Below are 20686 nucleotides of genomic sequence, written 5' to 3'. Positions count from 1 at the left end.
CTCGGCCTAGCCCAACCCCAGCATCTGCCCCAGGCTGCGCTGCACCGCCGGCCGCTCGAGCACCACGTTTGCCTCCAGCACCAGCAGGTGCGCTTCCATCAGCCGCACGGCCGCGTCCGCGTCGCCGAGCGCGATGGCATCGACCACCGCCGCATGCTCGCCGTGCTCGCACGCCGCATGGCCGGGCGGCTCGTACAGCGCCACGATCAGTGAGCAGCGCGACATCAGCTCCGTGAGGTAGCGCTCCAATATCGGGTTGCGCGCCAGCCGCGCCACGCGCAGGTGGAACGCGCTGGCCAGCCGCGCCCATTCGGGCTGCGTGTGGCGGTGCATGGCCGCGTGCTCTTGCTGCAGGTGCAGCCGCAGTTCGGCCAGCTCGGCCTGGGTCGCGTGGCGCACGGCCATGCGCACCAGCGCGGCCTCGAGCGCGCGGCGCGCCTCGAAGATCTGCCGCGTTTCTTCCGGCGAGGGCTTCGCGACGATGGCGCCGCGGTTGGGCCGCAGCTGCACGATGTGGTCGTGCGCCAGCCGCTGCAGCACCTTGCGCACCAGCGCGCGGCTCACGCCGAACAGCTCGCACAGCGCGGCCTCGGGCAGCTTGGTGCCGGGTGCCAGGCGCTGGTGGGTCACGCCTTCGAACACCGCGCGGTAGATGCGCGCCTCGATGTCTTCGCCGACCGGGGCACGCGCAGGCGCAGGCGCAGGCTCGGGCTCGGGCTCCGGCGCTGTTCGCGCAGCGAGCCCGGCCGCCGCTTCGCTCACTCGAACTCTCCGGGCCGGTCGCCGGCCAGTTGCGTCATGTGGGCCGCGATGGCGCCCGGCGTGGTGAACCAGATGTCGCCGCGGTCGCGCGCCCGCGCCAGGTGCGCGAGCGCCGTGCGCAGGTGCCGCAGCCGGTACGGCTGGCCCACGATGTACGGGTGCAGCGCCAGGCCCATCACCAGCGGCTGGCTGCGCGACTGCAGCAGCATCTCCTCGAAGTTGTCGACCACCATCGCGCTGAAGTCCTTCGCGTCCATCAGGCGGCCGACGATCATCGGAATGTCGTTGAGCTCCTGCGGATACGGCACCGACCACAGCGCGCCGCCGCCGCGCGTGCGCATGCGGATCGGCTGGTCGTCGTGGCACCAGTTCAGCGTGTAGGCGTAGCCCGTCTCGGCCAGCAGGTCGAGCGTGAGGGCGCTTTCGGAAATCCACGGCGACAGCCAGCCCGAAGGCGCCTGGCCGCTCTCGCGCACCATGCGCTCGCGGCAGCGCTGCAGCAGCGCGCGCTCGTGCGTTTCGTCGAGCACGCCCTGGCGCTCGGCGTTGCTGTGGCCGTGGCCGATCAGCTCGTCGCCGCGCGCCACCAGCGCCTGCACCAGCTCCGGGCAGTGGTCGTACAGCGCCGTGTTGATGAGCGCGCCGGTGGGCAGCGCGAGCGCATCGAACAGTTCCAGGCAGCGCCACGCGCCCACCCGGTTGCCGTACTCGCGCCAGCCGTGGTTGAGCACGTCGGGCTGCGGCGAGGCCGGGCCGATGCACGCGCCCAGCCCGTCGCCGAACGCGAAATGCTCCACGTTGAAACCTATGTACACCGCCAGCCGCGCGCCGTTGGGCCACACGTGGTCGGGGCGCCGCGTGATGGGCCGGTAGTCGAAGCGGTCGTGCGTGGGGAGCCGGTCGGGCCAGCGGGTGCTCATGCGCCGCGCCTCACAGCACCGCGAGGCCGGCGCGCACCAGCAGCCATTCGGCGCTGTCGTTCCACACGTCCATCTGCACGATGAGCCCGTGGCTCACCACGTAGCGGTCGACGTAGCGGTTGTCTTCGAACGCGGTGCCGTCGGGCCAGGCGCCGTAGAGCGTGCCCAGGCTGTAGACCACCGTGGCCTCGGACGTGCCGCCGGCCACGGTTTCGGTGCGCTCGATCTTCTTCTTCACCCAGGCGTAGCGCTTGGCGTTGAAGGCCGAGGTGTCGCCGGGCGCCTGCATCGGGCGGTTGCCGGTGAAGCGGATGCGGATGCCGGGCGCGGTGTAGCGCGAGGCCGACTCGGGGTCGGGAATCATCACCAGGCGAAGGAACTCGTCGACGACGGCGGCGGGGTCGAGGGTGTGGGGTTCGGGGGAGGTGGGCGAGGTCATGAGGGCTCCGAAGGGGTGGGCCATGGCGGTGCATGGCGGGATGCGGCGGAGGGGTTTTTGCAAGTCCTGTGCCTGGGTTGTCGACATTGATTGCTTGAAATTGTCGACAAAGCGATGAGGCGCGCATCGATTCGGAGCGCTGTACGTGCTGGGCTGCGTGTTGTTTGCAGCGCGTGGCATCTGGGTTGGCGCGCTGAAGTGTGTGCCAAGTCGCCTTTTGGCACTTGCAGTGCGACAAGTTTGTCGTGGTTGTATCTTCCGTTCTTCTAAAAAGCCACATTGCTTTAACAAATTTATAATTGCAAACGAATATTAAAGAATTTTTCTGAAAAGCCACGAAATTTTTCAACGGCATGCGATCTGCAATAAGAAATTCTGCGGACTTGAGTCTGTGGTTTTTTCAATCAGGGGAAATGCATGAATCGTTTCGGAAAAGCTTCTTTTGTTGCGCAAAAAGGTTTTACGCTTATTGAGTTAATGATTGTTATAGCGGTTGTTGGGATACTGACCGCAATTGCGATGCCTTCTTATCAAAATTACACGGCGAAAGCGCAGTCTAGTGAGGCATTAACCTTGGCAGAGAGCGTCAAATATGAGGTGGAATTGATTCACGGCCTCGAAAATAGATGCCCAAATAACGCCACGGTTGCTGATGCAACAATTGATATTTCTACAAATATCAAGGGAAGATACGTCGATAAAATCGTGACTGCAGGAAATGTTACTGAGGGGTGCACAGTTCAGACAACGTTCAAGACGCAGCAAGTAAATTCCAAGATCTCAGGCCAAACCATTACTTGGAAATTGGCCGCTGGAGCAAACACCTCCCAATGGGGGTGCGTTACGTCCCTTGGCCCTTCTTTAATTCCACATGGTTGCGGCCCAGCGCAAGTTGCAAATAGCGGCGGCGGTAGCCCCTCCGCTGGCGGCAGCTCGGGTGGAACCGCGCCCCCGGTGAATCCATAAGAAGGCCCGATGACGGGGGTACGCGGGCGCCGCCTTTCCCCGCCAGCAATCAGCCTCGACGCACTGGTCATCATCTCCACGTGGAGCCGCCGAACCTGGTGGCGCCGCATCTCCTCCACCGAGGTGCGGCGCCTCCCCGACGACGCCAGAGGCCGCGTCATGCTTGCCTGGGACAGCGTGCACCACCACGTGCCGCTTCCCCTGAGCCTGCAAGACCTGCAGCTCATGTTCCAGGCCGATGCCGGCGACATGGCCGCGCAGAACGACTTCGGCCAGCACCTGTTCCTGCTGGACCGTCCCGCCGCCGCCGTCTACTGGATCGAACAAGCCGCCCGCCAAGGCTGCGCTGACGCCATGCAATGGCTCGGCGTGGCGCACGCGACGGGCCAGGGCGTCGAGCGCAACGAATATCTCGCGCTCATGTGGATCGCCCGGGCCGCGGCGCAAGGGCACGTCATCGCGAGGGCGCAGGCCGACGGGCTGCTCGGCCCGGCGGCGCTGGCGCGCGCCCCTCCCGGCACAATCGCCGGATGCGATTTTTCAAGGACCTGAGCCTTTCGGCTTTCACCGCGGGCTTCGTCGCCGTGCTCGTGGGTTTCACGAGTTCGGTAGCCATCGTGTTCCAGGCCGCGCAGGCCTTCGGTGCCACGCCCGAAATGGCGGCCTCGTGGATGTGGGCGCTGGGCATCGGCATGGGGCTGGCCTCGGCGCTGCCCTCGCTGTGGTGGCGCAAGCCGGTGATGATCGCCTGGAGCACGCCCGGCGCGGCCGTGCTGGCGGTGGCCGGCATGGGCTACAGCATGAACGAGGCGGTGGGTGCCTTCATCGTCTGCGCGGTGCTGATGGTGCTGGCGGGCGCCACCGGCTGGTTCGAACGGGTCATGAACAAGATCCCGATGGCCATCGCCTCGGCGCTGCTGGCCGGCGTGCTGGCGCGCTTCGGGTTGGGCGCCTTCGTTGCGGCACAAACGGCGCTGCCGCTGGTGCTGCTGATGCTCGGCACCTACCTGGTCGCCAAGCGGCTGCTGCCGCGCTACGCGGTGCCGCTCACGCTGCTGGTGGCCATCGTGTACGTGGTGGCGCGCGGGCAGCTGGCGTGGTCGTCGGTGCACTTCTCGCTCACCTGGCCGGTGTTCACGATGCCGGCGTTCAGCTGGCAAGCCATCGTCAGCCTGTCGCTGCCGCTGTTCGTGGTGACCATGGCCTCGCAGAACCTGCCGGGCGTGGCGGCCATTCGCGCGGCCGGCTACGGCGACCTGCCGGTCAGCAAGCTCATCACCATCAGCGGGCTGACCACGCTGGTGCTGGCGCCCTTCGGCGCCTTCGCGCTGAACCTGAGCGCCATCACCGCCGCCATCTGCATGGGCCGCGAGGCGCACGAAGACCCGGCGCGGCGCTACACGGCGGCCGTGAGCTGCGGCGCCATCTACGTGGTGATCGGCCTGTTCGGCGCGGCCGTCACGGGGCTGCTCACCGCGTTTCCGAAGGAGCTGGTCGCGGCCATCGCCGGGCTGGCGCTGCTGGGCACCATCGGCGGCGGGCTGGCCGCGGCGGTGCGCGACGAGTCGCACCGCGAGGCCGCGCTGATCACCTTCCTGGTCACGCTCTCGAGCGTCACGCTGGCGGGCATCGGCTCGGCGTTCTGGGGCGTGGTGGCCGGAGCGGTGGCGCTGGCGGTGCAGCAGATCGGACGCCGCGCGCGGGGCGCTGAAAAGGCCCCTCCCGGCAAGGACATCGCCGCTTCCGGCAACATCGCGCCCGACATCCCTGAGGCCGCCGCTCCCGGCGCCGGAAAGAACACCTGATGAAAAACATCCTCTTCGTCGCCGATCCGCTCGACCAGTTCAAGATCTACAAGGACACGACCTTCTCGATGATGCGCGAGGCCCAGCGCCGCGGCCACCGCATCGCGGCCTGCCTGCCGCAGGACATCCAGTGGAAGTCGGGCGGCCAGGTGACGGCGGTGGTGCAGCAGATCACGCTCACCGGCGACGCGAAAGATTGGTACACGGTCGACATCACAGAGTCGAAGGCGCTGAAGGACTTCGATGCGGTGCTGATGCGCAAGGACCCGCCCTTCGACGCCGAGTACATCTACGCCACGCACCTGCTGCAGCAGGCCGAGCGCGAAGGCGCGAAGGTGGTCAACTCGCCGCGCGCGCTGCGCGACCACCCCGAGAAGCTCGCGATCATGGAGTTTCCGCAGTTCGTCACGCCCACGCTGGTCACGCGCAGCGCGCAGGCCGTGCGCGACTTTCACGCGGAGCATGGCGACATCATCCTGAAGCCGCTCGACGGCATGGGCGGCATGGGCATCTTCCGCGTGAAGCAGGACGCGCTGAACCTGGGCTCCATCGTCGAGACGCTCAACAAGGACGGCGCCGAAACCATCATGGTGCAGCGCTTCGTGCCCGAGGTAGTGCAGGGCGACAAGCGCATCCTGATCATCGCGGGCGAGCCGGCGCCTTTCGTGCTGGCGCGCATTCCGCAAGGCACCGAGGTGCGCGGCAACCTGGCGGCCGGCGGCAAGGGCGTGGCGCAGCCGCTCACGGCGCGCAACCGCGAGATCGCCGAGGCCGTGGGCCGCGCGCTGGCGCCGCGCGGGCTGCTGCTGATCGGGCTGGACGTGATCGGCGACTCGGTCACCGAGATCAACGTGACGAGCCCGACGTGCTTCCAGGAGATCACCGAGCAGACGGGCTTCGACGTGCCGAGGATGTTCATCGATGCGCTGGAGGCGCATTTGGCAAAGGGCTGATCAGCGCCTGGTTCAAGCTTTCGCGGTGGCGGGCAGCCTGGGGCGCTGCCGCTTCTGCAGCACCCGCGAGCGCCGCTTGCGCGCCCAGATGACGATGCCCGTGACCGACAGCATCGCCACCATCAACCCCATCGCCGACATCAGGATGCGCCCCGGCAGGCCGAGGATGCGCCCGCCGTGCAGTGGCAGCTGCAGCTGCGCGAACACATCGGCCGCGGTGCCGTGCCATGGGTGGTTGCTGCCGATGAGGTGGCCGTCGCGCCCGTCGAGGTAGAGGTTCGACAGGCCCATGCCGTCGCTGTCGTCGTGCGTGGCATGGTCGAAGACAGACACGTTGTAGAAGCCGCCGCGCGCGTTGTAGAACACGCCGCCCAGCGGCGTGGTCCAGCCGCGGCGCCGGGCCTCGGCGTCGGCCTGCGCCACGATCTCGCGAAAGCCGATGGCCGGCTCGATGCGCGTGCCCAGCGGTGCGAGCGGCACCAGCGCCGAAGGCCCCGGCGTGGTCTTCGACACCAGCGACAGCACCGGATAGAACACCTCCTTGTAGAGGTTCAGCGAGAACGAGGTGAAGGCGATGACGATGATCAGCAGCCAGATCCACAGCCCGCCCGCGCGGTGCAGGTCGAAGTTGAGCTTGTAGCCACCGGCCGCCCAGCGCACCGTCCAGGCCGGCTTCCAGCGTTGCCACCAAGCGGAGGGAGGGCGGTGCACCGCGTGCACTGCCTGCGCCGACCTGCGCAGCCGCCTGGGCATCGTGAGGTACAGCGCCACGAAGCTGTCGAGCAGCCACACGAGCGCCACCGTGCCCATGATCCACCAGCCTATGCGGTCGGTGCCCCACATCGCCGGCACATGCAGCATGTAGTGCAGCTTGCGCAGGAAGGGCATCAGTGTCTCGGGCCTGAGCGACACGGCGGCCGAGTCGCGCTGCCCGCGCACCTCGGCCGTGACAGGGTCGACGAAGACCTGGTTGTAGCCGAGCCTGAACGGCTTGCCGGTGGCGGGGTCGGTGCGCGGCTGCACGAAGTAGCCGGCCGCGTGCCCTTCCTCGAAGCCCAGCGGAAGGTAGGCGACCCGCGCGCGCGGGTCGTGTCGTTCGACGGCGGCGGCGAGCTCGAAGGGGTCCTTGAACGGGCCGCGCGCGGTGGTGTCGTAGAGCTTGCGGTTGAGCCAGCCGTCGATCTCGTGGTCCCACGAGATGACGGCGCCGGTCAGGCCCGAGACGATGAGAAACAGCGCGACCGCAAGTCCCGCCCAGCGGTGCACTGCGGTCGCGAAGGCGCGCATGGCGAGATCAGAAGTCGATGGTGCCGCTCACTGCGAAGGTCCGCGGTGCGCCCAGCACCAGGTAGTTGGAGCCTTGCGTGCCGCCCACCGACGCCCAGTACGACTTGTTGAACAGGTTGTCGATGCGCGCGCGCAGCGTGAGCGCGCGGCCGTTGCCCAGGTCGACCAGGTAGCGCGCGCCGATGTCCACGCGCGTCCACGAGGGAACCGACTGCGTGTTGGTCGCGTTGGCGTACTGCTTGGAGGTGTAGAGCACGCGGGCGTTGAGCGCCACGTTGCGCAGGCCGGGCACGTCCCACTCGGCGCCCAGGTTGGCTTGCTGCTTGGCCACGCCGATGGCGGTCAGGCCGTCGGTGGCGCCGCCTTGCGTCTGCTTCTGCTTGGCGTCGATCAGCGTCAGGCCGCCGAGCAGGCGCAGGCCCTTGGCGGGTTGGCCGAACACCGAGAACTCCAGGCCCTGGTTGCGCTGCTTGCCGTACAGGCCGTAGGTCTGGCCCGAGTAGGCGTAGGTGGGCTGGTCGGTGGTGAAGAACGCGGCGCTGGCGCCGAGCGTGCCGCCGTCGTACTTGACGCCGACTTCCTTCTGCTTGGCCTGGTACGGCGCGAAGATTTCGCCGCTGTTGGTCACCGGGCGGTTGTTCACCGTGCCGGGCGCCACGTTGCCCTTGACCAGGCCTTCGATGTAGTTGGCATAGGCCGACACCGTGGGCGTGATCTTGAACACGACGCCCGCCACCGGCGTGGTCTTGCTCTTGTCGTAGGTGCTGGTCTGCTTGAGCGTGGTGTACGCGAAGCTGGTCTGCTCGATGGTCTGGCGGCGCGCGCCGAGCGTGACCAGCAGGCGGTCGTCCATGAACGACATGGTGTCGGCAATGGCCACGCTTGAGGTGTCGATCTTGTCGGTCAGGCGCGGGTCCGCGAGCGTGTTGCCGACGAAGCCGCCGGCGCCGTTGGCGATCGGGTAGGGCGAGGCGTACGGCGTGTAGATGTTGTTGCGCACGCTGCTTGCCGAGATGGCGTAGGCGTTGTCGCGGTCGTTGCTGTACTTGGCGGCCGATGCCACCAGGGTGTGCTTCACCGGGCCGGTGGTGAAGTTGCCGCGCACGCCGATCTCGGCCGTGCCGATGCGGTCCTTGCGGGTGTTGCTGAAGCGCGTGTTGCTGGTGTCGCCGAACGCGCTGGTGAGCGTGGGGTTCGACAGCACGTTGTCCTCGTCGCTGCGGCGCACGCCGCCGGCGGCCCAGGCCGTGATGTTGTCGGTGATGTCGACCTCGCCGCGGAAGGTGGCGAACTTGTCCTTTTCCTTGGAGTAGGTCCAGGGCTGGGCGAAGTTGGTGCGGGCGTCGGGCGCGCGCGGGATCGGCAGCGTCGACGACGGCGTGACGCTGGGGCGGCCGTCCTTCAGGTCGAAGTCCTGATAGCCGAAGTCGGCCGACAGGCGCACGTTGCGGTTGTGCCAGTCGAGGCCCACGCCGAAGGCGCTGAGCTGCTGGCTCTCGTTCTTGATGCCCGTGCCGCCTTCGCGGCGCACCGCGTTCACGCGGATGCCCAGGCTGTCGTCGGGGCCGAAGCGGCGTGCCAGGTCGAGGTTGACGAAGCCCTGGCCGCCGGTCTGCACGCCGAAGCCCACGCGGGTGAGCGGTTCGTTGGGCGCGCGCTTGGGCAGCAGGTTGATCGCGCCGCCGATGCCGCTGCCGCCTGGGGCCGCGCCGTTCAGGAAGGTGTTGGCGCCGCGGAACACTTCCACGCGCTCGAAGAATTCAGAGGCGATGTACTGGCGCGGCAGCATGCCGTACAGGCCGTTGTAGGAAACGTCGTCCGAGTACACGGGGAAGCCGCGCACCACGTACAGCTCCTGGAAGTTGCCGAAGCCGCGCGCCTGGCGCACCGACGGGTCGTTCAGCAGCACGTCGGCCACGCTCTTGGCCTGCTGGTCCTGGATGAGCTCGTTGGTGTAGTTGGTGCTCGAAAACGGCGTGCTCATCATGTCCTGGTTGCCCAGGATGCCGACCCGCCCGCCGCGCGCCACCTGGCCGCCGGCATACGGCTTGGTCAGGCCTTCGGCCGAGGCGTCGGCGCTGGCTTCCACGTTCACGGTGGAAAGGGTGCCGCTGGACGCCGCTCCGGCAGCCGGCTCGGCCGCGGTGGTCTGGGCCAGGGCTGCCACGGCGTTGAGCGCGAGCAGCGTTGCGACCACGGTCGGGCGAAGGTAGAAGTGGGGAGCGGGCATGGGACGGTCCGAAAGATTGCAAATGAGAACCGTTATTGTTCACGCACTTGCCCATCGCCACCGATACTTTCTTGCACTGTTGCGAAAATGTGTCAGTCAAAAGACCGCACATCGGTCTGCAATCAGACGCCTGACAACTGCCCGTCCACGAACACATGCAGCTCGCCCGGTGCGAACTGCGTCCACGTCTCGTTGGTGGTGAGCGGCGCCGTCACCACCACGGCCACGCGGTCGGTGGGCGTGGTGTGCTCCGAGAAATCGATGGCCAGGTCTTCGTCCGACAGCTGCGCCGTCACGAACGGGTGCCGGCGCTCCACGTACCAGAGGTTGGTCGACGCATGCGCCCACAGCGCCTGCCCGTTGGACAGCATGAAGTTGAAGGTGCCGTGGCTCGCCAGCTGCGGCGCCAGTTCGCGCAGCGTGAGCGTCAGCTCCTCGATGCTCGGCACGCCGGCGTGCGACTTGGCCAGCTCCTGCATCAGCCAGCAGAAGGCGTGCTCGCTGTCGGTGTTGCCCACCGGGTGGAAGTTGCCGTGCAGGCGCGGGCGAAAGTCCTTCAGGTCGCCGTTGTGGGCAAACACCCAGTAGCGCCCCCACAGCTCGCGCACGAAGGGGTGGCAGTTCTGCAGGTTGACCTCGCCCTGCGTCGCCTTGCGGATGTGCGCGATGACGTTGCGGCTCTGGATGGGGTAGCGCCGAATGAGCTCCGCCACCGGCGATTCGCACGCGGGCTGGTGGTCGACGAAGTGGCGCAGCCCGCGGTCCTCGAAGAACGCGATGCCCCAGCCGTCCGCATGGTGGTCGGTGCGGCCGCCGCGCTGCGCGAACCCCGTGAAGCTGAAGGTCACGTCGGTCGGCGTGTTGCAGTTCATCCCTAGCAATTGACACATGCCAGCGATTAGACCCCGATTCGCGCGGCCCCCGGCGCCGACGCGGGTTCTTCCGCGGTGCCGGTGCGTCGCATCAGCGCAGGAACTTGCCTTCCTTTGTCACCCGCACCATCTCGATGAAGCGCGAGCCCGTGTTGCTGGCGCCGGTGAAGTCGACTTCCATGTTGCTCACGCGCAGCTTCATGCTCTTCAGCGTGGCGTGCAGCTTGGCGCGCGTGAGGTCGCGCCCCGTGCGGCGCAGCGCCTCGACCATCACCATCGCGTTCACGTAGCCCTCGTAGCTCAGGTAGCCGATGTCGACCTTGGCGCGCTCGGCCAGCTGCCGGTATTCCCGGGTGCCGGCGTCGACCTCGCTCCACGGGTACGGCACGATCTGCGAGATGGCCAGCCCGCTGGTCTTCTCGCCCACCAGCCTGGCGGTGACGTCGCCCGGCACGATCGACATGCCGTAGAACATCTGGCGCCCGCCGGCGGTCCAGGCGCTCTTCATCACCTCGCCGCCGATGCCGCCGCCCAGGTACATGACAACGGCCTGCGCCTTGCTGTCGGCCAGCGCCTTGCCGGCCGCCTCGTTGGTCGAGCCGTCGCCCTTCACGGGCACGGCCACCGCGGGCTTGAGCTGCAGCGTGGCCAGCGCCGCCTCCACCAGCCGGGCCACTTCGGCGCCGCCCGGGTTGTCGAGGTACGCCACGCCGATGCGCGACACGCCGATGGTCGTCAGGTGCTGCACCAGCGCCTGCGCCTCGCGCGCGAAGGTGGCGCGCACGAAGTAGCCCGAACCCGCGACCTTCTCGCGCGCCGAGTCGGACACCGCATAGCCGCCCACCATGGGGGCGCCGCTCTGGTTGAGCACCTTGGCGGCGGCCGCCGTGGTGCCGGAGCCCACGCAGCCGAAGAAGGCGAAGGCGCGGTGCTCGCCCAGCAGCTTCTCGTAGTTGGCCACGGCCTTCTCGGGCACCAGTTCGTCGTCGAGCGACACCAGCCTGATCTTGCGGCCCGAGAGCCCGCCCTGCGCGTTGACCGCGTCGAAGGCCAGCCCCGCGCCGGCCATCACCACCTTGATGGGCGCGCCCAGCGGGCCGCTCAGGATGCCGGTGTGGCCAAGCACGATCTCGGTGTCGGTAACGCCGTTCTCCGCCGCCAGGGCACAGGAGAGCGGAGCGAGCGGGCCAAGGCCGGCCACGGCCGCGGCCGTGGCCGTGGCGGCGATGAAGTTTCTGCGGTGCATGGGGAACCCGATTGCTATCTGGACCAGATGGATACAACTGATAACAATTGAATGCGAAAGTCCCCGCTTCCGCCGCCGGGGTTTACCCCGTGTTGCGCACCGGCGCTTCGGCCTTGCCGAGTTCGGAGGGCCGCGTGCGCAGCTGCCACGCCGCGCAGATGGCCAGCGCGCACAGCCCCGCCAGCATCGCGAACACCTCGTCGAAGGCGGCCAGCCGGGCCGGGCTGGTCATGGGGTTGGCCAGCGAATCGCCGTGCGCGGCCAGCCGCCACTCGAGCACGATGGCGCACAGGCTCACGCCGGCCGCGCCGCCCAGCATGCGCACGAAGTTGATGGCGCTCGCGCCCTGCGGAATCAGCGGCTTGGCCAGCGGCCGCATCGAGCCCAGGTTGAGCGACGGCAGGATGAAGCCGAGCCCGATGCGCCCGATGATCGCGAAGGCCACCAGCAGCCACAGCGCGCTGTCCAGGCGCAGCACCATCATCAGCGCGAAGGAGGCCGCCAGCAGCGCCAGGCCGATGGTCACCAGCAGCCACGTCGGGTGCCGGTCGGCCAGCCGGCCCACGCCCGCGATGGTGATCGCCAGCACGAAGCCCGCCGGCAGCAGGATGGTGCCCACGTGCGAGGCCGACAGCTGCAGCCCCACCTGCATGTACACCGGCAGCAGGTAGGTGGAGCCGAACAGCGCCGTCCCATAGATGAAGGCCACCACGCTGCCCATGGCGAACTGCCGGTACTGGAACAGCGCCAGGTTCATCAGCGGCGTGCCGCCCGAGGCCGCGAGCCGGCGCTGCCACCACACGAACGCGCCGAAGGCCGCCAGCGCGCCCGCCAGCAGCAGGCCCGCTTGCAGCGGCGAATCGCCACGCAGCGCCACCAGCCCGTTCAGCAGGCACAGCGTGCCCACCGTGCCCAGCGCCAGCCCGCGCGCGTCGAGCCCGCTGCCGCGCACCGCGGCCACGCCGCCCGGCGCCGTCTTGGGCACGAACTTGTAGGCCAGGTACAGCGACGCCAGGCAGAAGGGCACCACCATGAAGAAGATCGAGCGCCAGCCGAACAGGTCGACCAGCACCCCGCCGATGCTCGGCCCGATGGCCGGCGCCAGCACCACGCCCATGCCGAAGATGCCGCTCGCGCGCCCCTGCTCGTGGGGCTCGAAGGCGCGCAGGATGATGATGGCCGGTATGGGCTGCACCACGCCCGCCGCCAGCCCCTCGGCCACGCGCGCGAGCAGCACCAGCGAGAAGTTGTTGGCCAGCCCGCCCACGATGCCGCCCAGCAGCAGCAACAGCATGGTGCCGACATAGGTGCGCCGGTAGCCGTAGCGCGACAGCAGCCAGGGGGTGGTGAGCATCGACACCGTCATCGCCACCATGAAGCCCGAGCTCACCCACTGCGCGCGCTCCTGGCCGAGCGAGAAGTGGTGGCTCATGCCGGGGATGGCCACGTTGACGATGGTCGAGGACATGATCGACGCCATCGTCCCCACCATGACCGACAGCAGCAGGTACCAGCGGTAGCGCTCGCCATAGCGTTCGCGCAGCGTGCCGATGGAGGGCGGGGCCGGCGTGGTCGCGGCTTGGGGAGTTCGTGGGGAGGTCATGGGGCGGCGGAATGTCTCAGGTCCGTCGTCCTACAAGCATATCGGCGATTGCATGGCGGAGGACGCGGTGTCGAATCGCACAATGCAGCGGCTGTCCCCTCCGCGTCAACCCTCCGCGCCAAGACCGATACAACAAATGGACTCCCCAGTGAACGAACAAGTCGCCCAGGCACAAGACGCCGCGCAAGGCACTGCACAGAGTGGTGCACAAAGCGCTGCGCCAGACCTCGGCACCCCCGAAGCCGTCCCCACGCTCGCCGCCGAGCTCGCGGCCCCCACGCTCAGCCGCAGCTACCGCTGCCAGTGCGGGCGCCCCGTGTTCCTGCGCAACAGCCAGTGCCTGGCCTGCCAGACGCCGCTGGGCTATGTGGCCGACCGCCTCGGCGTGATGCCGCTGGCGCCCGCGCAGGGCGAGGGCGTGCCGCCCGACACCTTCACCGTGTTCGGCGACGCGCAAGGCCCCATCTACCGGCGCTGCGCCAACCTCATGACCGCCGCGGCCTGCAGCTGGATGGTGCCCGCCGCGCGCGACGGCCAGGCGCTGCCCGCCGACGTGCACGGCCTGGCGCCGGGCTACTGCCTGGCGTGCAGCGTGACGCGTACCATTCCCGACCTGTCGCAGGAGGTCAACGGCGTGTTCTGGGGCAAGCTGGAGCAGGCCAAGCGCCGGCTCATCTCGCAACTGCTCGCGCTGGGCCTGCCGGTGGTGAGCCGCCATGCCGACCCGGTGCACGGCCTGGCCTTCGACTTCTTGAGCAACATGCCCGGCGCCCCGCACGTGATGACGGGCCACGACGACGGCGTGATCACGCTGAACGCGGAGGAGGCCGAGGACGCCGTGCGCGAGCGCATCCGCGCCGAGATGCGCGAGCCCTACCGCACGCTGCTGGGCCACTTCCGCCACGAGATCGGCCACTACTACTGGGACCTGCTGGTGCTGCCCACGCCGTGGATCGACGACTTCCGCGCGCTCTTCGGCGACGACCGCGCCGACTACGCCGCCGCGCTGCAGACCCACTACGAACAGGGCCCGCCGCCCGACTGGGCCGACCGCTACGTGAGCAGCTACGCCAGCACCCACCCGTGGGAGGACTGGGCCGAGACCTGGGCCCACTACCTGCACATGGCCGACACGGCCGACACCGCGATGAGCTTCGGCGTCGACGCCACCAACGTCGAACTCACCAGCGACCTGTTCACGCTGGACGACCTGTGGCAGCCGGACCACCCCGACGCGGGCAAGTTCCTGGACTTCATCAACGGCTGGGTGCTGCTGACCAACGTGCTCAACGAGCTGTCGCGCAGCATGGGCCAGCCCGACTACTACCCATTCGTGCTGCCGCGCGCGGCGGTGGGCAAGCTGCAGTTCATCCACCGCGTGATCACCGAGCAACGCCCCGGCAGCGCGCCGACGATGGTGGTGGCCAGCGAAATCGGCGTGCCCGTGGCCGAGCCTGTCGATGCGGCGCCGGCCGAAGCTGCGCCACTGGCGCCGATGCCCGAACTCGCGGCGATGCCTGAGCTGGCACCGTCGCAGTCACAGACTCAATCGCAGTCCTGACCGGCGTGGCTCACGGCGCGCTTGTTGCGCCCTTTGCGGGTGTGGAGCCCGTGGCGCCTGTGGCACAGCGGGCGCAGATGCAAGCCAGCCCGCGCATCTCCTGCGGCAGGTTGGTGAGCGGGGCGTTGCTGAAGTCGGCCTGCATGCACCAGCACGGCGGCTGTGGCTGGCCCGTCTCGCGCTCGGTCTCCATCGCGCAGCGGTTCAGCTCGCCGCACAGCGGGCAGCGCGTGGCGTCGATAAGCCCCGGGGCTGCCACCGCGGTCGTCATGCGATCTCGAACGCCGGCAGCTTCTTCGCCACCACCGTGTTCTTCAGCGTCACGTACACCGGCAGCCCGCCGCTGTAGGCCGGGTAGTCCTCGCCCTCGATCAGCGGCAGCAGGTAGCGCCGGCACTTCTCGGTGATGCCGTAGCCGTCGTCCGAAATGAAATCGCGCGGCATCGGCTTCTCGACATTGGCGACCGATTCGAGCGGCGCGCTGCCCAGGCGGTAGGCATAAGGCACGTCGGAGATGCGCTCGATGGTCGGCATCACCGCGTTGCGGCCTTCCAGCGCCAGCTCGACCGCGCGCTGCCCCAGCTCGTAGGCCTGCTTCACGTCGGTGGCCGAGGCGATGTGGCGCGCCGCGCGCTGCAGGTAGTCGGCCACCGCCCAGTGAAACTTGTGGCCCAGCGCGTCCTTCACCATCTGCGCCACCACCGGCGCCGCGCCGCCCAGTTGCGCATGGCCGAAGGCGTCGCGCGTGCCCTGCTCGGCCAGGAAGGTGCCCTCGGGGTGATGGCAGCCTTCGGACACCACCACCGAGCAGTAGCCGTGCTGCTTCACCAGTTCGTCGACGCGCGCGATGAAGCGGGCCTTGTCGAACTCGATCTCGGGGAACAGCACCACCACCGGAATGCCCTGGTCGGCGGCGAGCCCGCCGGCCGCGGCGATCCAGCCTGCGTGCCGGCCCATCACCTCGAGCACGAACACCTTGGTCGACGTGGCCGCCATCGAGCGCACGTCGAACGAGGCCTCGATGGTGGACACCGCCACGTACTTCGCGACCGAGCCGAAGCCCGGGCAGCAGTCGGTCAGCGGCAGGTCGTTGTCGATGGTCTTGGGCACGTGGATGGCCTGCAGCGCATAGCCCATCGACTGCGACAGCTGGCTCACCTTGAAGCAGGTGTCGGCCGAGTCGCCGCCGCCGTTGTAGAAGAAGTAGCCGATGCCGTGCGCCTTGAACACCTCGATGAGCCGCTCGTACTCGCGCCGGTTCTTCTCCAGCGACTTGAGCTTGTAGCGGCACGAGCCGAAGGCGCCCGAGGGCGTGCTGCGCAGCGCCGCGATGGCCTCGGCCGATTCGGCGCCGGTGTCGATCAGCTCCTCGGTCAGCGCGCCGATGATGCCGTTGCGCCCTGCGTAGAGCTTGCCGATGCGCTCGGGGTGCTTGCGCACCGTCTCGATCACGCCGCAGGCCGAGGCGTTGATGACCGAGGTGACACCACCCGACTGGGCGTAGAAGGCGTTGGAGATCGTCATGCGGGCATTCTCCCGCAGCCCTCCGGCAGGCGCCAGTGACAGGATGTCAGCGCCTGCCGGGCGCGGTCAGCGGCGCTCGAATACGGGTGGCCGCTTCTGAAGGAACGCGCTCACGCCTTCGCGGAAGCTGGGGCTGTCGATGAGCTCGCGCTGGCGTTCGCTTTCGTAGTGCAGCTGTTCCTTCAGCGTGTGGCGCTCCGAGGCCTCGAAGGCTTCGCGCGCCTCGACCACTGCGTGGGCCGGCAGCTGCGCCAGGCGCTGGGCGATGGCCCTGGCTTCTTCCATCAATTGCTCGTCGTCCACGCAGGCCCAGATCAGGCCCCACTGCACCGCGCGCCCCGCGCCCACGCGCTCGTCGAGCAGCGCCATGCCCATGGCGCGCGCCCGGCCGGCGCGCCGCGGAATGGCCCAGGTGCAGCCCAGGTCGGGCACGATGCCCAGCTTGGGCAGGAAGGGCAGGTAGAAGTACGCGCTGCGCGCCGCGATGGTCACGTCGGCGGCCAGCGCCAGGCCCACGCCCGCGCCGGCCGCCGGCCCGTTCACCGCGGCCACCACCGGCACGGGCAGCGTGCGCAGCGTTTCGATCAGCGGGTTGCTCAGCGCCTGCATGGCCTCGGCGGTCTGCGTGCCGAGCGACTTGCCGGCTTCGCCCGGCGCCATCGCGCTCAGGTCGGCGCCCACGCAAAAGGCCTTGCCCGCGCCGGTGAGGATCACGGCGCGCACCGCGCGGTCGTCGCGAATGCGCTCCAGCGTGTCGCGCAGCTCCACCTGCAGGTCGCGCGCGATCGGGTTGAGCTTGGCGGGCAGGTTCAGCGTGAGCGTGGCGATGCCGTCGGCCAGCGCGTACAGGATGAATGGCTGCTCGGCCATCACAGCCTCTCGACGATGGTCACGTTGGCCATGCCGCCGCCTTCGCACATGGTCTGCAGGCCGTAGCGCTTGCCGCGCTGGCCGAGCGCGTGGACCAGCGTGGTCATCAGCTTGGTGCCCGAGGCGCCCAGCGGATGGCCCAGCGCGATGGCGCCACCGTTCACGTTGAGCCGCGCCGGGTCGGCGTCCAGCGCCTGCAGCCAAGCGATGGGCACGGGCGCGAAGGCCTCGTTCACTTCGTACAGGTCGATGTCGGCGATGTTCATGCCGGCCTTCTTCAGCGCGCGTTGCGTGGCGGGCAGGGGTGCCTCCAGCATGATGACCGGGTCGTGCCCCATCACGCTCATGTGGTGGATGCGTGCCAGCGGCTTCACGCCCAGCGCCTTCAGGCCGCGCTCGTTCACCACCAGCACGCCGCTGGCGCCGTCGCAGATCTGGCTGGCCGTGGCCGCGGTGCAGCGACCGCCTTCGGCGATGAGCTTCACGCCCGCGATGCCCTCCAGCGTGGCCTCGAAGCGGATGCCTTCGTCCACCGTGTGCTGCTCGCCGCTGGGCGAGCCCGATCCGTCGGGCAGCAGGATGTCGATGGGCACGATCTCGTCGTTGAACGCACCCGCGCGCGTGGCCGCGATGGCGCGGTGGTGGCTCTCCAGCGCGTAGCGGTCGAGCGCCTCTTTCTCGATGCCGTAGTTCTTCGCGATCATTTCCGCGCCGGTGAACTGGCTGAACTCCACGCCGGGGTAGCGCGCCTTCATGGCCGGGCTCATGTAGCTGCCCAGGCCCGCCTTGGCCGGCAGCACGTTGGGCGTGAACATGGGCACGCGCGTCATGCTCTCGACGCCGCCGGCAATCACCGCGTCCATGGCGCCCGACATCACGGCCTGCGCCGCGAAGTGCAAGGCCTGCTGCGACGAGCCGCACTGCCGGTCGACCGAGGTGCCCGGCACCGACTCGGGCAGCTTCGACGCCAGTACCGCGTTGCGCGCGATGTTGGTGGCCTGCTCGCCCACCTGGCTCACGCAGCCGAGGATCACGTCTTCGACCGCCGCGGGGTCGATGCCGCTGCGCGCCACCAGCGCGTCGATCACCCGCGCCGCCAGGTCCGCCGGGTGCCAGCCCGCGAGCTTGCCGCCGCGCCGGCCGCCGGCCGTGCGCGCCGCGGCCACGATGTATGCCTCTGCCATGTTCATGTCCTTCAGGTAACGGGAATGCGGGGTGCCCCAAGGCAAGAAGGCCGCCCGTCACTGACAACGGCGGCCTTCGGTGCGTCGGGACTCATGGGCATCGATGGTTCGACGCCCACGGGGGCCGGTCAAGCCGGGGACAACCCGTGGGGCAGAAGTCGCCAAGGCGACCGCGCCTGCGTGCGGCGCGCCAGCGGAATGGCCGCGGGCTGCGCGTCGGACACGGTGATGCACGAGGCCTCCAGCGCGGAGACCAGCACGCGCCGGTGCTCGTCGCTTTCGAAGCGCTCGCCGGGCGCCAGCACGATGTCGCGCGGGTCGCGGTCCAGCGTGACCCACACCGAGCCGCTGCGGCATTCGATGCCCACGCCCGCGCCGTCGGGCACGGCGAAGACCGCGCGGTGCGGCAGGCTGACGTGGAAGCGCGAGGCGTCCGAGGAGGGGCAGGAAGAAAAGGCGGCGTAAGTGGTGAAGGTGGTGCTCATGGCAAGCTCCATTGCATTCGGGATACGAATGAATATAGTGAGCCGGCCCGCCCTTTACACGCGGTCATTCGGAACTCGTTGCATGCATCCAGAGAATGCGAAAGCCTCCGCCGCCGAGCTGCCGCCGCTCGAACTGCTGCGCAGCTTCGAGGCCGCCGCGCGGCGCCTGAGCTTCACCCTGGCCGCCGGCGAACTGCACCTGACGCAGTCCGCGGTGAGCCGCCAGATGCAGCAGCTGGAGGCCAGCCTGGGCGTGGCGCTGTTCGAGCGCCGGCACCGCGCGCTTGCGCTCACCGAGGCCGGCGGCGTGCTGCAGCGCGCCGTCACCGACAGCCTGGAGCGGCTGCGCGACGCCACGGCGCGCGTGCGCGCGGCCTCCGCGCCGCGCCAGGTCGCGATCACCACCACGCCGGGCTTCGCGTCGTTGTGGCTCATTCCCAGGCTCGCGCGCTTCACCGGCAGCCATCCGCAGGTGGACGTGCGCGTGTCGGCCACGCTCGACGTGCTCGACATGGAGCGCAGCCGCATCGACATCGCGGTACGACTCACGCCCATCGGCAGGGGCGTGGGGCCCGCGCTGTTCGAGGAGTCGGTGGTGCCGCTGTGTTCGCCCGCGCTGGCCGACGCCTTGCGCACGCCGGCCGACCTGGCCCAGCTCACGCTGCTGACGGTCGAGTACCCCGACCACAGCGAGGCGCCGCTGGCCGACTGGGAGCCGTGGCTGAAGGTGATGGGGCTGGAAGACCTGCGCATGAAGAGCACGCTGCGCTTCACGCAATACGCCGACGCCGTGGCCGCCGCGGTGGCGGGGCAAGGCGTGGTCATCGGGAGGCTGCCGCTGCTTCGCGAACTGCTGCGCGACGGTCGGCTGGTGGCGCCGCTGGGCGAGCAGGTCGTGTCGCGACGCGGCTACTTCGTCGAAACGTCGAAGCGCGCCGCGGGCAACCGCGACGCGCTCGAGTTCGCGCAGTGGCTGCGCGATGAAGCGGAGGAGATGACGCGCAGGAAATGAAGCGCAAGAAATGAAGCGCAGGAGATGAGGGCGGCGAGGCTATGCCTATGAAAGCCCGCCGCGCCGGCGCCCTGCGCTTAAAGCGCTCAACCTGGCAGCAGCACCTTGTTCACGACGTGGATCACGCCGTTCGACTGGTACACGTTGGCGATGGTCACCATCGCGGTGCCGCCCTTGGCGTCGGTCACCAGCACGTCCTTGCCGCTCATGGTGGCGGTCAGCGTGCCGCCGCTGGCGGTCTTCAGCACGGCCTTGCCGCCGCCTGCGTTGATGGCGCTCATGAGGGCCGGGCCGTCCATCTTGCCGGGCACCACGTGGTACGTGAGCACCTTGGTCAGCGTGGCCTTGTTCTCGGGCTTGAGCAGCGTGTCGACGGTGCCGGCCGGCAGCGCGGCGAAGGCGGCGTTGGTGGGCGCGAACACGGTGAACGGACCCGGGCTCTTCAGCGTGTCGACCAGGCCCGCGGCCTTCACGGCGGCCACCAGCGTGGTGTGGTCCTTGGAGTTGACGGCGTTGTCGACGATGTCCTTCGTCGGGTACATCGCGGCGCCGCCGACCATCGGGTTCGACGACATCGCCGTGCTGCCGCTGCCGCTCATGCCCATGCCGCCCGCGCAAGCGCCGAGCAGGACCGAAACGCCGACTGCAATCATGAGTTTTTTCATTGAAGGCTCCTGGATAGAAATGGTTCTTGGAAGGTGTCTGTGGAAACCGCCATCAGCTCGGAGGCGCGATGCGCTTGAATCGAATACGGCAGCGCTTCGCGTTTGGATTCGCACCCGGTTTCAGATTTGTGGCGCGTCGGCTTTGCGCCACAGCCGCGCAGGGCGCGCTTGCGCATCGAACGCGTGCTCGACAGAATCCGCCCTTCGTTTTTCAGCAACAGTTTCTTTTCACCGCGCCCGGTGACGATCGACCTCCCGGGCGCACAACGCAATCAATGAACCGTTTCCTGAACACCTGACCC

The 20686-nt window shown here is 68.7% G+C and carries 21 protein-coding genes; 6 read left to right on the top strand and 15 right to left on the bottom strand.

Annotated features, from left to right (window positions below):
* Positions 1-6: 6 nt before the first annotated feature.
* Genes QTI51_RS31605 through QTI51_RS31595 form a run of 3 tightly spaced genes read right to left on the bottom strand, consistent with a single transcriptional unit; the run spans position 7 to position 2121 of the window.
* Complete coding sequence (locus QTI51_RS31605) at positions 7-762, bottom strand: GntR family transcriptional regulator (protein WP_116912446.1); 756 nt, start codon at positions 760-762, stop codon at positions 7-9.
* Entirely contained in the window at positions 759-1682 is a 924-nt protein-coding gene (locus QTI51_RS31600; protein WP_116912445.1) for a polysaccharide deacetylase family protein, read from the bottom strand. Before QTI51_RS31600 ends, QTI51_RS31605 begins: the two co-directional genes overlap by 4 nt.
* A gap of 10 nt (positions 1683-1692) precedes the next feature.
* Complete coding sequence (locus QTI51_RS31595) at positions 1693-2121, bottom strand: nuclear transport factor 2 family protein (protein ID WP_116912444.1); 429 nt, start codon at positions 2119-2121, stop codon at positions 1693-1695.
* Positions 2122-2538: 417 nt separating this feature from the next.
* On the opposite strand from QTI51_RS31595, the gene QTI51_RS31590 reads away from it, so the two are divergent.
* Genes QTI51_RS31590 through gshB form a run of 4 tightly spaced genes read left to right on the top strand, consistent with a single transcriptional unit; the run spans position 2539 to position 5845 of the window.
* Positions 2539-3087 carry a pilin gene (locus QTI51_RS31590; RefSeq protein WP_116912443.1) on the top strand — a complete coding sequence of 183 codons (549 nt, stop codon included), beginning with the start codon at positions 2539-2541 and terminating at the stop codon, positions 3085-3087.
* A 9-nt stretch (positions 3088-3096) separates the two neighbouring features.
* Positions 3097-3639: a tetratricopeptide repeat protein gene (locus QTI51_RS31585; protein WP_116912442.1), complete on the top strand. Its 543-nt coding sequence runs from the start codon at positions 3097-3099 to the stop codon at positions 3637-3639.
* Positions 3618-4892: a benzoate/H(+) symporter BenE family transporter gene (locus QTI51_RS31580; RefSeq protein WP_116912441.1), complete on the top strand. Its 1275-nt coding sequence runs from the start codon at positions 3618-3620 to the stop codon at positions 4890-4892. Before QTI51_RS31585 ends, QTI51_RS31580 begins: the two co-directional genes overlap by 22 nt.
* Positions 4892-5845 carry a glutathione synthase gene (gene gshB, locus QTI51_RS31575; protein ID WP_116912440.1) on the top strand — a complete coding sequence of 318 codons (954 nt, stop codon included), beginning with the start codon at positions 4892-4894 and terminating at the stop codon, positions 5843-5845. Before QTI51_RS31580 ends, gshB begins: the two co-directional genes overlap by 1 nt.
* A gap of 12 nt (positions 5846-5857) precedes the next feature.
* Here the strand turns inward: gshB and QTI51_RS31570 are convergent, their stop codons facing one another.
* The 5 genes from QTI51_RS31570 to QTI51_RS31550 form a co-directional block, all read right to left on the bottom strand.
* A complete protein-coding gene (locus tag QTI51_RS31570) occupies positions 5858-7132 on the bottom strand; it encodes a PepSY-associated TM helix domain-containing protein (protein ID WP_116912439.1) in 1275 nt (424 codons plus the stop codon).
* 7 nt (positions 7133-7139) lie between these two features.
* Entirely contained in the window at positions 7140-9362 is a 2223-nt protein-coding gene (locus QTI51_RS31565) for a TonB-dependent receptor (protein ID WP_116912438.1), read from the bottom strand.
* 122 nt (positions 9363-9484) lie between these two features.
* The gene (locus QTI51_RS31560) at positions 9485-10252 is read right to left on the bottom strand and encodes a class II glutamine amidotransferase (RefSeq protein ID WP_116912437.1); all 768 of its coding nucleotides are present in this window, start codon (positions 10250-10252) and stop codon (positions 9485-9487) included.
* A gap of 73 nt (positions 10253-10325) precedes the next feature.
* Positions 10326-11480: an ABC transporter substrate-binding protein gene (locus QTI51_RS31555; RefSeq protein ID WP_286517128.1), complete on the bottom strand. Its 1155-nt coding sequence runs from the start codon at positions 11478-11480 to the stop codon at positions 10326-10328.
* A gap of 82 nt (positions 11481-11562) precedes the next feature.
* Complete coding sequence (locus tag QTI51_RS31550) at positions 11563-13083, bottom strand: DHA2 family efflux MFS transporter permease subunit (RefSeq protein ID WP_286517129.1); 1521 nt, start codon at positions 13081-13083, stop codon at positions 11563-11565.
* Positions 13084-13219: 136 nt separating this feature from the next.
* On the opposite strand from QTI51_RS31550, the gene QTI51_RS31545 reads away from it, so the two are divergent.
* The gene (locus QTI51_RS31545) at positions 13220-14644 is read left to right on the top strand and encodes a zinc-binding metallopeptidase family protein (RefSeq protein WP_503011558.1); all 1425 of its coding nucleotides are present in this window, start codon (positions 13220-13222) and stop codon (positions 14642-14644) included.
* Positions 14645-14654: 10 nt separating this feature from the next.
* Here QTI51_RS31545 and QTI51_RS31540 read toward each other — a convergent pair whose 3' ends face one another.
* From QTI51_RS31540 to QTI51_RS31520, 5 genes are all read right to left on the bottom strand, one after another.
* A complete protein-coding gene (locus QTI51_RS31540) occupies positions 14655-14915 on the bottom strand; it encodes a cysteine-rich CWC family protein (protein WP_116912433.1) in 261 nt (86 codons plus the stop codon).
* Positions 14912-16168 carry a 6-phosphofructokinase gene (locus QTI51_RS31535; protein WP_286517131.1) on the bottom strand — a complete coding sequence of 419 codons (1257 nt, stop codon included), beginning with the start codon at positions 16166-16168 and terminating at the stop codon, positions 14912-14914. The genes QTI51_RS31540 and QTI51_RS31535 overlap by 4 nt, the downstream gene beginning before the upstream one ends.
* A 66-nt stretch (positions 16169-16234) precedes the next feature.
* Positions 16235-17038 carry an enoyl-CoA hydratase-related protein gene (locus tag QTI51_RS31530; RefSeq protein WP_207786790.1) on the bottom strand — a complete coding sequence of 268 codons (804 nt, stop codon included), beginning with the start codon at positions 17036-17038 and terminating at the stop codon, positions 16235-16237.
* Entirely contained in the window at positions 17038-18222 is a 1185-nt protein-coding gene (locus QTI51_RS31525) for an acetyl-CoA C-acetyltransferase (RefSeq protein ID WP_286517132.1), read from the bottom strand. The genes QTI51_RS31530 and QTI51_RS31525 overlap by 1 nt, the downstream gene beginning before the upstream one ends.
* 128 nt (positions 18223-18350) lie before the next feature.
* Positions 18351-18707, bottom strand: a complete 357-nt coding sequence (locus QTI51_RS31520) for a DUF2917 domain-containing protein (protein ID WP_286517133.1) — start codon at positions 18705-18707, stop codon at positions 18351-18353.
* A gap of 82 nt (positions 18708-18789) precedes the next feature.
* On the opposite strand from QTI51_RS31520, the gene QTI51_RS31515 reads away from it, so the two are divergent.
* Positions 18790-19719: a LysR substrate-binding domain-containing protein gene (locus tag QTI51_RS31515; protein ID WP_286517134.1), complete on the top strand. Its 930-nt coding sequence runs from the start codon at positions 18790-18792 to the stop codon at positions 19717-19719.
* Between the two features lie 86 nt (positions 19720-19805).
* On the opposite strand, the gene QTI51_RS31510 is transcribed toward QTI51_RS31515, so the two are convergent.
* Positions 19806-20384, bottom strand: coding sequence for a fasciclin domain-containing protein (locus QTI51_RS31510; RefSeq protein ID WP_116912429.1), 579 nt, complete (start codon positions 20382-20384; stop codon positions 19806-19808).
* Positions 20381-20602, bottom strand: a complete 222-nt coding sequence (locus QTI51_RS31505; protein ID WP_286517135.1) for a hypothetical protein — start codon at positions 20600-20602, stop codon at positions 20381-20383. Before QTI51_RS31505 ends, QTI51_RS31510 begins: the two co-directional genes overlap by 4 nt.
* Positions 20603-20686: the final 84 nt, after the last annotated feature.

This window comes from Variovorax sp. J22G73, from assembly GCF_030317035.1.
Lineage (GTDB): Bacteria > Pseudomonadota > Gammaproteobacteria > Burkholderiales > Burkholderiaceae_C > Variovorax.
The sequence above is the reverse complement of the archived record's forward strand: the minus strand, read 5'-3'. Positions and strand labels throughout refer to the sequence as shown.